General features: G+C 51.7%; 12 protein-coding genes. 7 read left to right on the top strand and 5 right to left on the bottom strand.

The annotated features are described in order from the left end of the window. Positions 1-51: 51 nt before the first annotated feature. The gene (gene yieE, locus A8F97_RS09210) at positions 52-924 is read right to left on the bottom strand and encodes a DNA-binding transcriptional regulator YeiE (RefSeq protein ID WP_033071350.1); all 873 of its coding nucleotides are present in this window, start codon (positions 922-924) and stop codon (positions 52-54) included. 295 nt (positions 925-1219) lie between these two features. On the opposite strand from yieE, the gene nfo reads away from it, so the two are divergent. Continuing rightward, positions 1220-2065: a deoxyribonuclease IV gene (gene nfo, locus A8F97_RS09215; RefSeq protein WP_033071349.1), complete on the top strand. Its 846-nt coding sequence runs from the start codon at positions 1220-1222 to the stop codon at positions 2063-2065. A 145-nt stretch (positions 2066-2210) separates the two neighbouring features. On the opposite strand, the gene fruA is transcribed toward nfo, so the two are convergent. Genes fruA through fruB form a run of 3 tightly spaced genes read right to left on the bottom strand, consistent with a single transcriptional unit; the run spans position 2211 to position 5989 of the window. Further along, positions 2211-3902: a PTS fructose transporter subunit IIBC gene (gene fruA, locus A8F97_RS09220; protein ID WP_033071348.1), complete on the bottom strand. Its 1692-nt coding sequence runs from the start codon at positions 3900-3902 to the stop codon at positions 2211-2213. A gap of 18 nt (positions 3903-3920) precedes the next feature. Next, complete coding sequence (gene fruK, locus A8F97_RS09225) at positions 3921-4859, bottom strand: 1-phosphofructokinase (RefSeq protein ID WP_014699594.1); 939 nt, start codon at positions 4857-4859, stop codon at positions 3921-3923. Further along, entirely contained in the window at positions 4856-5989 is a 1134-nt protein-coding gene (fruB, locus tag A8F97_RS09230; RefSeq protein ID WP_014699593.1) for a fused PTS fructose transporter subunit IIA/HPr protein, read from the bottom strand. Before fruB ends, fruK begins: the two co-directional genes overlap by 4 nt. A gap of 333 nt (positions 5990-6322) precedes the next feature. On the opposite strand from fruB, the gene setB reads away from it, so the two are divergent. Beyond that, positions 6323-7501, top strand: coding sequence for a sugar efflux transporter SetB (gene setB / locus A8F97_RS09235; RefSeq protein WP_014699592.1), 1179 nt, complete (start codon positions 6323-6325; stop codon positions 7499-7501). Between the two features lie 10 nt (positions 7502-7511). On the opposite strand, the gene A8F97_RS09240 is transcribed toward setB, so the two are convergent. Continuing rightward, positions 7512-7766 (bottom strand): YkgJ family cysteine cluster protein, encoded by a 255-nt coding sequence (locus tag A8F97_RS09240; RefSeq protein WP_014699591.1) that lies wholly within the window; start codon positions 7764-7766, stop codon positions 7512-7514. Positions 7767-7929: 163 nt separating this feature from the next. Here A8F97_RS09240 and yeiP point away from each other — a divergent pair, with 163 nt between their 5' ends. From yeiP to A8F97_RS09265, 5 genes are all read left to right on the top strand, one after another. Continuing rightward, entirely contained in the window at positions 7930-8502 is a 573-nt protein-coding gene (gene yeiP, locus A8F97_RS09245; protein ID WP_005967274.1) for an elongation factor P-like protein YeiP, read from the top strand. An 87-nt stretch (positions 8503-8589) separates the two neighbouring features. Next, on the top strand, positions 8590-9576 hold the full coding sequence (locus A8F97_RS09250; protein ID WP_033071347.1) for a CobW family GTP-binding protein: 987 nt from the start codon (positions 8590-8592) through the stop codon (positions 9574-9576). Between the two features lie 36 nt (positions 9577-9612). After that, entirely contained in the window at positions 9613-10314 is a 702-nt protein-coding gene (locus tag A8F97_RS09255; RefSeq protein ID WP_025918941.1) for a phosphatase PAP2 family protein, read from the top strand. Positions 10315-10637: 323 nt separating this feature from the next. After that, positions 10638-11219: a bifunctional murein DD-endopeptidase/murein LD-carboxypeptidase gene (mepS, locus tag A8F97_RS09260; RefSeq protein ID WP_015730293.1), complete on the top strand. Its 582-nt coding sequence runs from the start codon at positions 10638-10640 to the stop codon at positions 11217-11219. A gap of 364 nt (positions 11220-11583) precedes the next feature. After that, on the top strand, positions 11584-13392 hold the full coding sequence (locus tag A8F97_RS09265) for an extracellular solute-binding protein (RefSeq protein ID WP_033071346.1): 1809 nt from the start codon (positions 11584-11586) through the stop codon (positions 13390-13392). Positions 13393-13399: the final 7 nt, after the last annotated feature.

A 13399-nucleotide genomic window follows, 5' to 3' on the forward strand; every position in this document is an offset into this window, starting at 1 on the left:
AAGAGAGCTTAATAACTCACGTCCGATTATTAGCAGCAGAAAATAGCTCCGCTATACCGTTTCGCAGCAATAACTCAGGAAACGCCGCAATACATTCGAAAGATGCTTCTGTCGGTGATGAACCAGATACAAGGTGCGCGTGAGCTTAGGCAATGGCACCTTCAATTCCACCAGCGTGCCCGCCGCCAACTGCTCGGCAATCACATGCCGCGACAGGCAACTGATGCCAATTCCGTGGCGAACCGCATGCTTAATTGCTTCCGAATTGCCTAACTCCATGACCAGATGAAAATGCGACAGGTGCGTCAGCAGCAAATGATCCAGCACTTCGCGCGTGCCTGAGCCGCGTTCACGCAAGATCCAATGCGCATCCGCCAGCGCGGCTAATGATACCGCCCCCCGACTAAGCAGGTGTTCCGGGGAGCAAAACACCACTAACTCATCTTCCAGCCAGGGTTGCGTAATTAAATCAGGGTGATGGCAAGGCCCTTCAATCAAGCCCAAATCAACACTAAATTCGGACACGCGGGTTATGACATCTTTAGTATTGCCAACATGCAGTTCCAGCGGAATGTCGGGGTAGTCATGACGATAGCGGGCAATCATCGCAGGCAATAAATAGTTACCGATAGTGCTGCTGGCATAAATACGCAACGCCCCATTGTCACGCCGGAAGAGTTGTTCAATCTCCATCGATTGTTCAAGCAACGCCAGCGCCTTGGGATAAAGCAAGCGGCCATGCTCATTGACAACCAGACGTTTACCCACGCGATCGAAGAGTTGAACCCCCAATTGCCCTTCTAAATCTGCCAAAGCGGCACTGACAGCCGATTGAGAAAGTGCAAGCACAACGGAGGCCTGTGTCGTTGAACCATTTTTCAGGACTTCGGCAAAGACTTCCAACTGACGTAACGTGATATGCATAGTGCGCTCTTTATCTAAAATACTTATAGGTTATAAATATATAATCAATTTCTCTTTTAATATCATGGATTATAAGCGAGTACCTCAATTCAATATTGTCAGAATAGGCACCAAACCTATGGCTCTTCCTACAACATTACAAACGATAGCGCCACCCGATGGTGCAAAACGACGATATGGGAATCATATCTGTTCTTCGAGCATTTATTCGGCTAGCGATAAATTATTTCCCTGTTAACGTCTCATTAACCTACGCGACGATGCCATAATGTCCCCGAGATCAGAGGAGACCAACATGAAATACATCGGGGCGCACGTTAGCGCAGCAGGCGGAGTCGATCAGGCCGTGATCCGCGCGCATGAGATAAAGGCGACGGCTTTCGCTTTATTTACCAAGAATCAGCGCCAATGGCAGGCTGCACCGCTCAGCACAGAGATCATTGACCGTTTTAAAACCGCCTGTGAACAGTATGCTTACACGCCAGCACAGATTCTGCCCCACGACAGCTACCTGATTAACCTGGGCCACCCAGAAGAGGAAGCGTTGGAAAAATCACGCATCGCGTTTATTGATGAAATGTCCCGCTGCCAGCAGCTTGGGCTGAGCCTGCTGAACTTTCACCCCGGTAGCCATCTGAAACAGATCGAGGAAGCGGCGTGTCTGGCACGTATTGCCGAATCCATCAACATCGCGCTGGCGGAAACCGACGGTGTCACCGCCGTGATTGAAAATACCGCCGGACAAGGCAGTAACTTGGGCTTTCGCTTTGAACATCTGGCAGCCATCATTGATGGCGTGGAAGATAAAAGCCGTGTCGGTGTCTGTATCGATACCTGCCACGCCTTCGCTGGTGGCTATGACCTGCGGACAGAAGCGGATTGTGAAGCGACCTTTGCTGAGTTCGATCGCCTTGTTGGGTTCCGCTATCTGCGCGGAATGCATTTGAATGATGCGAAAAGCACGTTCGGCAGCCGCGTTGACCGACACCACAGCTTAGGGGAAGGTAATATCGGCAAAACCGCCTTCAGCTACATCATGAAAGATCCCCGTTTTGACGGTATCCCGATGATTCTGGAAACAGTCAACCCCGATATCTGGGCCGACGAAATCGCCTGGCTCAAATCTGAAGCCCAATGCTAAAAAAAGCGCCAGATGGTGAATACCAACTGGCACTATCTCATCCACATCCCTGTGTTATGGCATTACGCTTTCTTCAATTTGCAGGGGTGACGGTTAACTTTTCCGCCACGCTCCTGCATCATGAAATTTGTAACGACAATCCGGCTTACGCGGCTTTCGCCAGTTGTTCATCAGAGCGTTTCAGCAAGGCATACAGCACGCCAGCTACCGCCGTTCCCGCAATGATCGCTAACAGATAGCCGATGACCGGGGTAATCGCACCTGGAATCAACAGTACGAACAGACCACCATGTGGTGCCATTAACTTAGCGCCTACCGCCATAGACAGTGCGCCAGTTAGTGCACCACCGACGATACAGCAAGGCAGAACACGCATTGGATCACGCGCGGCGTAAGGAATTGCCCCTTCGGAGATAAAGCACAGGCCCAACACAAACGCCGCTTTGCCCCCTTCACGCTCGGTCGGGTTAAATTTCTTGCTTGCCAGCACGGTTGCCAGACCCATCGCCAGCGGTGGCACCATACCCGCAGCCATGACGGCGGCCATCGGTGCGTAAATCTGGCTACTGAGCAAGGTGGTACCGAACACATAAGCCACTTTGTTAACCGGGCCGCCCATATCCGTACACATCATCGCGCCCAGAATCGCACCCAGAATCACCGCATTCGCTGTGCCCATAGATTGCAGCCAGCCTGTCAGGCCCGTCAGGATTTTCGCCACCGGCGTACCGACGACGTAAATCATGATAAGACCGGTGATCAACGTAGCGAACAGCGGAATGATCAGGATCGGTTTTAACGCGGTCAAACTTTGCGGCAGAATCAGTTTATTGTTGATCGCTCTGGCAATATAACCTGCCAGGAAACCGGCAATAATCCCACCAAGGAAGCCGGCTCCCGTACTGACTGCCAACATCCCGCCAACCAAACCCGGCGTTAACCCCGGACGATCCGCAATGGAGAAAGCAATATAACCCGCCAGCACTGGCACCATTAGCGCGAAGGCAGAACCGCCACCGATCTTCATCAGCGCCGCTGCCAGCGTACCTTCCTGTTTAAAGGCTTCAATACCAAAGACAAACGACAGTGCGATACACAAACCACCCGCTACCACCATCGGCAGCATGTAAGACACGCCGGTCAACAGGTGACGATACGGGCCTGCCCCGCCTTTCTGACCAGATTCGCTCGCGCTTGCCGCGCTGGCTTGCCCGGATGGCTGATAGACTTTGGCTTCAGCCTGCGCTTTATCTAACTCCTGTGCGGTCTTTTTCAGTGCCAGCCCCGTCGAGGTGCGATACATCTTCTTACCAGCAAACTTCGCCAGATCGACTTCAATATCAGCGGCAACGATCACCAGATCGGCCTGCTCCACTTCTTCTGGGGTAATTGCGTTACCTGCGCCAACGGAGCCGCGTGTTTCCACTTTAACCCACCAGCCGCGTTTTTTGGCTTCACTTTCAATCGCTTCTGCCGCCATAAACGTGTGCGCAACGCCCGTCGGGCACGCCGTTATTGCAACAATTCGCTTGGCCGCCGTGGGTTGCTGAACGGAAGCTGACGCGACAGCCTGATATACCGTTGCTTCAACTTGCGCTTTCGCTAAAAAGGCTTCCGGCTGTGAAACAGCCAGTTCAATATCACCGACATAAACCTGCTTGCCATTCAGAGCACTGTCCGCCGCAGCGGATGCACCCAGAACGATCGCCAGTTCAGCGTCGTTAGCGTGTTCTGTAAACGTCACCCCTGCTTTCGCAGCGGCAGCGCCGAGTAGGTTCTTCACCAGTTGGCTTCTCGCCAGGCCCAGTGATTTATCCAAAATCAGCAGCGTTTTCATTGTTTGTCTCCTGCTGTATCAGTTAAAGGGTTTCAGGTCGACACGCGCCATCATCGCGGCCAACTGAGGACGATCGGTAATACCTACATTACTTTGGCTGACGGCCAGAGCCGAAACCGCCGTAGCCAAACGCAGAGTGTGCTCACTGGACTCACGCATTAATAAGCCATAAATCAACCCCCCAACCATGGAGTCGCCCGCCCCTACCGTACTTACCACATCACAGGCAGGTGGTAACGCCCGCCACGCGCCAGATGCATTCACCCACAGCGCACCTTCCGCACCCAGTGAGATCACAACATGCGCGATACCCTGTTCACGCAGCGCGTGAGCGGCATCCACCACATCAGCCAGCGTAGGTAATTTACGCCCAGCCCATATTTCCAGCTCCCGGCGGTTTGGTTTCACCAACCAAGGAGAGGCCTTCAGTCCCGCCACCAGCGCTTCACGGCTGCTGTCGAAAATAATGCAAGGACACTGCGTGCGCAGACGCGACATCCAGTCGGTAAACGCATCAGGATCGACGCCAGCGGGCAAACTGCCGCTCACCGCGACCATGTCGAATTGCCCCAGCCAGCTCAGCGAATCATTGACGAAACGCTGCCAGTCTTGCTGTGTGACTTCAAAACCGGAAAAGTTGAAATCGGTTACGTCGCCATCTTTTTCGGTTAATTTGACATTAATACGCGTACGTCCTGGCACAACCTGGAAACGGTTGGCAATGCCCAGCTCACTGAACAATTGCTGAAAACCATCCTGATTGTCTTTACCCAGAAAGCCACCTACCGTGACATCAATCCCGAGATCTTTCAGCACCTTGGCAACGTTGATACCTTTACCTGCGGCGTGCAGACCCGCTGTCTGAACCAGATTGACTTCGCCTTTCTCAACTTCCGGGCAATAGCCAACCAGATCGTAAGCTGGATTCAGGGTGATTGTGGCTACTCTCCTGCTCATGCTGCCCCCTCGCCCAAACCGGACGTAATCGCCTCGCCAATCGCGGCCAACGCTTGTTCTGCATCACTACCGCTGGCGGTGAAACGCAGTTTGTGACCTTTTTTCACGCCCAGCGCGACCACTTTCATCAGGCTGCGACCGTTTGCCGGTTTGCCTGTGCCATCCAGATTGGTCACCGTAATCTCACTGGTGAACTGTTTGATCACGTTCACCAGCATGGTGCCCGGACGAGCGTGCAGGCCGTGTTCGTTACGGATAGTAAATTCTGCCGTCAGCACTTCGCTCTCTTCCGGTACGTCGCTGGTCAACAGTGCCAGCAGCGTCGGCGCATCCGCCGTCAGCAGACGTTCCGCTTTTTGCGCAATCAGCAAGTTGCTCAGGTAGTCAATCGATGCAAAAGCCTGATCGTCAGCCGCCGCAACCGTTACCAACAGGGCCACATTTTCACCATCAACGCTGAAAGGCGCAGCCGGACGTGCCACCGCAGCCGCACTGCTGAGGTTACCAACAGCGCTATCGCTGAACCACACGCCTTGTCCCAGATTCAGCGGTTTATTGCTGACGGTAGTGCTGACAAAACTGGCGTCTGCTGCACCAACCTGCTGAAGGCGACCGGCGTTCAGCGCCTGGAGCGTCAACAGATTATCGGTCGCCACATCCAACGCAATCAGCGAGGTGTCAAAACGGAACTCCGCCAACTGCTGCTCGCCCATCAGCAGGCTACGCAGTTCTTCCGCTGAGGTGGTGCTTGCCAGACGTGCCGCTACGCGATCGTCGCTCAAAACGTGAGTCAACTGACGCAGCAAGGCCAAGTGCTCGTCAGAGCGGGCAGCAATACCTAACACGACATAGGCGGTTTGATCTTCACCCCAGGCGATACCCTGAGGAAACTGAAATACTTGAACCCCGGTCTTCAATACCAGATCGCGGGTATCGGTTGTGCCGTGAGGGATAGCAATGCCGCTTCCCAAATAGGTAGAGGTTTGCTGTTCACGCTGTAGCATGCCGTCGACATACCCTGCGTTAACGCACCCGGCATCGGTCAATGCTGAAGCAACAAGCTGGATAGCTTCCTGCTTGTTACTGGCCGCTGCGCCCAAATGAATATCTTGCTGTGACAACTGGAACATGGCTCTCCTCTCCCGCTGAAAGTTGAATCGTTTCAGCTTTTATGAGAAAAAAAATGGGGCGATTATTAGGGCGTTTCAAAAAAATCCCGCTGAAACGTTTCAAAAGTCTCATTCTATTGCGTCATTTATGCAAGCTTTCTACACTACTGACGTAACAAAATTTTGACATAACGCACATTTTAACGCGGATGACGCGCAGCCCGCCAACAAAAAACTCAAATAGCTGAAGCCATGCTGACGAAAAATAATGAAACAAGATTTCGGTTTCATTATAAACGCGAGTAATATGTCGCGCTCGACAGTCTCTGCCTATTTTCCAAGCGCTATCAATTTATGTTCACTCCCGCAAACACAACACGACGTTCGCTTGATCTGACCTCGTCAGCATTTTTAGTTATTGCCTTTCTGACCGGAACCGCAGGCGCCCTGCAACTTCCCACACTCAGCCTTTTTCTTTCCAGTGAAGTACAGGCTCGTCCTTTTATGGTGGGCATGTTTTATACCGGCAGCGCGGTTATCGGCATTATCGTCAGCCAAATACTGGCCACACGCTCGGATCGTCAGGGCGATCGCAAATCACTGATATTCGTCTGCTGCCTACTCGGCGCACTGGCCTGCATGCTGTTTGCGTGGAACCGGAATTACTTTATTTTACTCTTTATCGGCGTCTTATTGAGCAGCTTCGGCTCGACGGCAAACCCGCAACTTTTTGCACTGGCACGGGAGCACGCGGATAAAACCGGTCGTGAAGCAGCGATGTTCAGCTCCATCCTCCGCGCCCAAATTTCGCTTGCCTGGGTTGTCGGCCCCCCCATCGCCTTTGCGCTGGCACTCGGATTCGGCTTCACGACGATGTATTTGACCGCCGCCGTTGTCTTTGTCTTGTGCGGCATCCTGGTCAAACTCTTTCTGCCGTCCATGCCCAAAGCCGTGGAGAAAACGACTTCCACGCTGGAATCGCCGCGTCGCAACCGCCGGGACACGCTCCTGTTGTTCGTGGCATGTACCTTGATGTGGACCTGCAACGGGATTTACCTCATTAATATGCCGCTGTATCTGGTGCATGAACTGCATCTACCGGAAAAACTGGCGGGTATCATGATGGGCGTAGCTGCCGGGTTGGAAATTCCGGTGATGCTGATTGCAGGCTACGTTGCCAAACGCTTCGGTAAACGACTCCTGATGCGGCTTGCCGTCGCCTCCGGTTTACTGTTCTTCGGCGGCCTACTGTTTCTGAATGGCGAAGTCGCGCTGCTGGCATTACAGGTGCTGAACGCCATTTTCATCGGTATTCTGGCCGGAATCGGTATGCTCTATTTTCAGGATTTAATGCCCGGACAGGCAGGTGCGGCGACAACGCTATTTACCAACACCACGCGCGTAGGCTGGATCATCTCCGGTTCACTGGCCGGGATCGTTGCCGAAATCTGGAGCTATCATGCCGTGTTCTTCTTCGCCCTGTTGATGATCGTCGGCTCCATCTATTGTATGTGGCGCATCAAAGATGTCTGACCACCACAAGTTAGGGTGCGGTGTCAGCTTCCAGTTTGAGCAGGTAAATCATTGCCTCATCGCGATGGCTGAAACACATATCCGCACGCGGCTTTAGCCCCGCGCAAACCGCAGGCCGCAGAGGGGAATGAAATATCCCGCAGCGCATCGCGTCATCAAGATGGATACAGGGTGTATTTGCCGGCTTGCCGTTAGGCAGGCCTGGCATAGGCGTTGAAATCGATGCCGCGATGCAGCAAGCACCGCAATGGGGGCGACAGTCCATCAGTAAGCTCTCCGGTGGGCTGACGAGAGATAGAGATCGCCACCATAACAGCCCCGCAGCTAAAAACCAACACAAGCCCCCTTCATCTTATCACTTGCCTGAATTCTCCGGCGCGAGTAACGTGTCGCCACAAAAATCACACTCCTTATAACAGGTAATTTTTATGGCAAGAGCGAACGAAATTAAACGCGGAATGGTTGTTAACTATAATGACAAGTTATTGCTGGTAAAGGACATCGACGTCCAGAGCCCCAGCGCCCGCGGTGCCAGTACATTGTATAAAATGCGTTTTTCGGACGTCCGCACAGGTTTGAAAGTGGAAGAGCGTTTTAAAGGCGACGATATTATTGACACCATCACGCTGACCCGCCGCACCGTGACCTTCTCCTATATTGACGGCGACGAATACGTCTTTATGGATGATGAAGATTACGCCCCTTACCTCTTCAAAAAAGATCAAATAGAGGAAGAGCTGCTGTTTATCCCTGAAGGCGGCATGCCGGGGATTCAAGTATTAAGCTGGGACGGCCAAATCATCGCGCTGGAACTGCCACAAACGGTAGATCTGGAAATCATCGAGACTGCCCCGGGCATTAAAGGTGCCTCAGCAAGCTCACGCAACAAACCCGCCACCATGAGTACCGGTTTGGTCATCCCGGTCCCGGAATACCTGAGCGCAGGTGAAAAAATCCGTATTCACATCCCAGAACGTCGCTACATGGGCCGCGCAGACTAACAGTATCAACTGCGCCATCAGCACGATGCGTGTTGCCGGATGACCTATCCGGCACATTTCAACTTTCCATTCCCATAGGAGCCAGCCATGCTAACGAAAGTCAATGTGATTACCGGGTTTCTGGGTAGTGGAAAAACCACTACGATTCGTCATCTTCTGTCGCAAAAGCCTAAAGACGAAGTCTGGGCTGTGCTGGTCAATGAATTCGGCGAAGTCGGTATTGACGGTGCATTACTGGCAGATAGCGGTGCGGTTCTGAAAGAGATTCCCGGCGGTTGTATGTGCTGCGTAAATGGTTTGCCGATGCAGGTTGGCCTGAATATGCTGCTGCAACAGAAAAAACCGCATCGGCTGCTTATCGAACCTACCGGGCTTGGTCATCCGAAACAAATTCTCTCCTTGCTGACGAGTGATATCTATCAGCCTTGGCTGACGTTGCAGGCGACGCTGTGCCTGCTGGATGCACGTCAGTTAAGCGACACGCGCTACACGGAAAATGAAAATTTCCGCGATCAGCTCGCTGCCGCTGACATGATTATCGCCAACAAGCGTGACACTTATACCGCCGACGACCTCGCGGCATTACAGCAGTGGCAGCAGGCAAGTGGTGATGGTCGGCAAATTATCGAAGTCAGTCAGGGAAACGTTGACCGGCAGCAGCTCGATCACGCGCGACACAACGTGCGCGAACTACCTGATGGCACCCACCACCATGCGCATAAGCCCACAAATGGTTTGGCCGCGCTGAAGCTACCGGATGGACAATCCTGGCGACGTTCCCTCAATCAGGGACAGGGCTATCACGCCTGCGGTTGGATATTCGAGCCCGAAACTGCTTTTGACACCGCCGCCCTGTTGGACTGGGTTCGCCTTTCCCCCGTAAGCCGGGTTAAAGGGGTAATGCGAATAAAAGAAGGGACGCTCGTCGTCAATCGTCAGGGGCATGATCTTCATATAGAAACCCGATCGGCGGCACCGATAGATAGCCGGATCGAAATCATTAATGAAACACCAGCGGAATGGAATACGTTACAAACGTCACTGTTAAAGGCTCGTTTAGCTAACGTGGATTAAACTGGAGTTTTCGTCTTTGTTTGGATGCTTTACCTTATGTCATTTGCTCGTCTTTCTTCTATTTTAGCGCTCAATGTTTTGGGCATTGGTCTGTTTTTCTCCTGGTATTTACCAGAAAATCATGGTTTCTGGCTCACGCTCGACAGCCATATATTTTTCTATTTCAACCGTCTTTTGGTTGATAGCCCGGCATTTTTACACTTGGTCGCTATTACCAATAATCGCGCCTTTGATGGCTGTGCACTCATTGCGATGGGAGTGCTGTATTTATCGTTTTATCTGAAAGCCACCCCTGCTGAACGTCGCCGTTTGTTGATCATCGGCTTCATCATGCTGTTAACCGCCGTGGTACTGAATCAGGCGGGACATCTGCTTCCTGTTCAACATGCCAGCCCGACGCTCTACTTTAGCGACGTCAACCGCGTCTCAGACTTAACAGGTATCCCAACCAAAGATGCTTCATCGGACAGTTTCCCTGGCGACCACGGCATGATGCTGATGATCTTTGCCGCTTTTATGCTGCGCTATTTTACCCGCACCGCTTTCGCTATCGGCCTGACCATCATGGTGGTTTTCTCATTACCTCGCATCATGATCGGTGCACATTGGTTTACCGATATTGCTGTCGGTTCGCTCTCGGTTGTTCTGGTTGGCCTAAGCTGGTGGTTATTAACGCCAGCAAGCGATGCGGTTATTGCCCTGTTAAACCGGCTATTACCTAAAAAATCGACAGTATAAATTCAGATGATTTCAGATTTTTTACATCGACATTTTTTAGCTGAATACATCATTAAATCTTATAAATAAATTAGTTAAAACTTCTCGCAATCCTCCTGCTGTTGCGGTAGTCTCGTTAAAGTTTGCCTTTTAGCGCACACTGAACTACCCGCAGCAAGAGAAATAATGTGCATTCTGGCACACTTTCGCTGATGAGTGTTTGGCTAAGAAGAAACTCTGATTTAGTCTGAGTCTCGTTTTCGTTTGGCATTTATACCCCCTGAGAAATGGGGAGACTACATAGCGATTTTTATCGTTAAGGACAGCAAGGGAACATAACAATAATGGTCAAGTCTCAACCGATTCTGAGATATATCTGGCGGGCAGTGCCTGCCGTCGCGGTCGCAATGATGCTCTCCGCGTGTGGAAGTAATAGTGCATACAACCATAAAGCTCAAACTGATATGCATGCAGTTAATGATAAAGATGGTCTTTTACTGCAAGCCTCTCAGGATGAATTTGAAGCACTGGTTCGTAACGTGGATATCAAGTCCAAATTACTTAACCAATATGCCAGTTGGAAAGGTGTTACTTACCGTTTAGGCGGTGATAGTCGCCGTGGCATTGACTGCTCAGCTTTCGTTCAGCGCACGTTCCGCGAACAGTTTGGTATGGATTTACCGCGTTCAACCTATGAACAGCAAGAGATAGGCCAGAAAATTCAGCGCAACAAACTGCGCGTTGGCGATCTTGTCCTGTTCCGTGCGGGTTCAACCGGACGCCACGTTGGCATTTATCTCGGCAACGATCAGTTCGTCCACGCCTCCACCAGCAGTGGCGTCATCATCTCCAAAATGACGGAAGACTACTGGAATAAGCGTTATCAAGAAGGACGCCGTGTCCTGAATAAAGGAAAAACCAGCTAAACAATACCCGTCCCTTGCTGCGGTATTGTGCTGTTATTAGCCAACGAAACGAGACGACACTAACGCCGCTTAGCACCTAAGCGGCGTTTTTTTTATCCCTACCCCTCGCATATCACCTCGCCCCCCCTCGGCATACTGCGCAAAATATGACTGACTCAACAACCTGAAACATTAACGAGTCGTGATTAAGGTAGGTTTATTGCCTGATTTCATGATAAAAAGAAAACACGCAACTTCCCAATGGGAATGTTAATTATTTCAAGAACTTTATGCCGATAAAATCGGCATCATCAGCGTTACGATATGGCCTATCTCTATCAGATGCCCAATCAGATAACGTTCACTCGCAGGAGATTGCCGTCAGATGTTAAAACGCGTTATCGCTGCCGTATTGCTTTGCACAGTCCATTTTGGGCTGCATGCCGAAACGATTGAAAACAGCAGCCGCTTCGCACTGTTGGGGGAACCCAAATATGGTGAGAACTTCAGCCATTTTGACTATGTCAATCCTGATGCCCCCAAAGGCGGCAGCATCACTCTCAGTACGCTGGGTACCTTTGACAATTTCAACCGTTTCGCGCTACGTGGCGTGGCGGCAGCACGTACGGAACGACTCTACGATTCGCTCTTTACGTCTTCTGATGACGAGCCCGGCAGCTATTATCCGTTAGTCGCGCTGACAACACGCCACCCGGCGGATTTCCGCTGGATTGAAATAGAAATGAATCCCAACGCCCGCTTTCATGACGGCTCACCGATCACCGCCGCTGACGTGGCGTTCACCTACAACATGTTTATGACGCAGGGCGTGCCGCAGTTCCGCATCTATTTTAAAGATGTTACCGCCAAGGCCGTTGCACCGCTGACCGTACGCTTCGATTTTCCCGTGCCCGACAAAAACCGCATGTTCAGTCTGCTGACGCTCCCCATCATGCCGGAGAAGTTCTGGAAGCATCATAAATTCAGCGAACCACTCTCATATCCGCCTCCGGCTAGTGGTCCTTACCGCATCACCGCCTATCGAACGGGGCAATATGTCACCTATTCACGCGTGAAAGACTACTGGGGTGCCGATCTGCCGGTAAATAAAGGCCAGTACAATTTCGATAAAATTCGCTACGACTATTATCTGGATGACAGCGTCGCGCTGGAAGCCTTTAAAGCGGGTGCCTTCGATCTGCGTGAGGAAGGATCGCCAAAAAACTGGGCAGCCCAATATCAAGGCGGCAATTTTGCGCGTGGCTATATCATCAAACAGGATCAGGTCAATCAATCCGCTCAGGATACCCGTTGGCTGACATTCAATATCCAGCGACCGCTGTTTCAGGATCGTCGCGTACGCCAGGCATTAGCGCTGGCATTTGATTTCAATTGGATGAACAAGGCGCTGTATTACAACACCTATCAGCGTACCGACAGTTATTTCCAAAACACCGAATATGCCGCTAAAGGTGAACCTGGCACCGAGGAATTGGCCTGGCTGACGCCACTCAAAGACAAAGTGCCAGCAGAAGTCTTCGGCCCCAGCTATCAACCGCCCTCCTCCGATGGCAGCGGCTATGACCGACAAAACTGGCTTAAGGCGCTCAAACTACTGGAAGAAGCCGGTTGGGAATTGAAAGATCAAAAGCTGGTCAATCGCCAAACTGGAAGGCCATTTACGTTTGAACTGCTGCTACCCAGTGCAGGTAACTCGCAGTATGTCCTGCCCTTCCAGCAAAGCCTGAAAAAACTGGGCATTACCATGAACGTACGTAATATCGACAGCACCCAGTTCAATAATCGTATCCGCAAGCGAGATTATGATATGACGGCTATGGTGTACCCTGCGTCCCTCTACCCCAGTGCCGACCTGCAAATGCGCTGGAGCTCGCAATATATCGACTCGACCTATAACAGACCCGGCGTCAGCGATCCCGCTATCGATTCGCTCATTGAAGACATCGTTAAGCATCAAGGACAAAAAGCCCCCCTGCTGTCATTAGGCCGTGCACTGGACAGGGTATTAACCTGGAATCAGTTTATGATTCCGATGTGGTATTCCAACCATGACCGCTTCGCCTATTGGAACAAATTTGCTATGCCTGCGGTACGCCCGGCTTATTCGCTGGGTTTTGATGGCTGGTGGTTCGATACCAAACAGGCGGCCACGCTGCCCGCAGAGCGACGTTAAGGAATCA

The sequence above is a fragment of the Pectobacterium parmentieri genome, assembly GCF_001742145.1.
Lineage (GTDB): Bacteria > Pseudomonadota > Gammaproteobacteria > Enterobacterales > Enterobacteriaceae > Pectobacterium > Pectobacterium parmentieri.

What these genes read in the sequence shown, in the direction of transcription:
- mepS (WP_015730293.1), top strand. Translation starts at nt 10,638, where the DNA reads ATGGTCAAGTCTCAACCGATTCTGAGATATATCTGGCGGGCAGTGCCT.
- setB (WP_014699592.1), top strand. Translation starts at nt 6,323, where the DNA reads ATGTTCACTCCCGCAAACACAACACGACGTTCGCTTGATCTGACCTCG.
- A8F97_RS09255 (WP_025918941.1), top strand. Translation starts at nt 9,613, where the DNA reads ATGTCATTTGCTCGTCTTTCTTCTATTTTAGCGCTCAATGTTTTGGGC.
- fruA (WP_033071348.1), bottom strand. Translation starts at nt 3,902, where the DNA reads ATGAAAACGCTGCTGATTTTGGATAAATCACTGGGCCTGGCGAGAAGC.
- nfo (WP_033071349.1), top strand. Translation starts at nt 1,220, where the DNA reads ATGAAATACATCGGGGCGCACGTTAGCGCAGCAGGCGGAGTCGATCAG.
- yeiP (WP_005967274.1), top strand. Translation starts at nt 7,930, where the DNA reads ATGGCAAGAGCGAACGAAATTAAACGCGGAATGGTTGTTAACTATAAT.
- A8F97_RS09240 (WP_014699591.1), bottom strand. Translation starts at nt 7,766, where the DNA reads ATGGACTGTCGCCCCCATTGCGGTGCTTGCTGCATCGCGGCATCGATT.
- fruB (WP_014699593.1), bottom strand. Translation starts at nt 5,989, where the DNA reads ATGTTCCAGTTGTCACAGCAAGATATTCATTTGGGCGCAGCGGCCAGT.
- yieE (WP_033071350.1), bottom strand. Translation starts at nt 924, where the DNA reads ATGCATATCACGTTACGTCAGTTGGAAGTCTTTGCCGAAGTCCTGAAA.
- fruK (WP_014699594.1), bottom strand. Translation starts at nt 4,859, where the DNA reads ATGAGCAGGAGAGTAGCCACAATCACCCTGAATCCAGCTTACGATCTG.
- A8F97_RS09250 (WP_033071347.1), top strand. Translation starts at nt 8,590, where the DNA reads ATGCTAACGAAAGTCAATGTGATTACCGGGTTTCTGGGTAGTGGAAAA.
- A8F97_RS09265 (WP_033071346.1), top strand. Translation starts at nt 11,584, where the DNA reads ATGTTAAAACGCGTTATCGCTGCCGTATTGCTTTGCACAGTCCATTTT.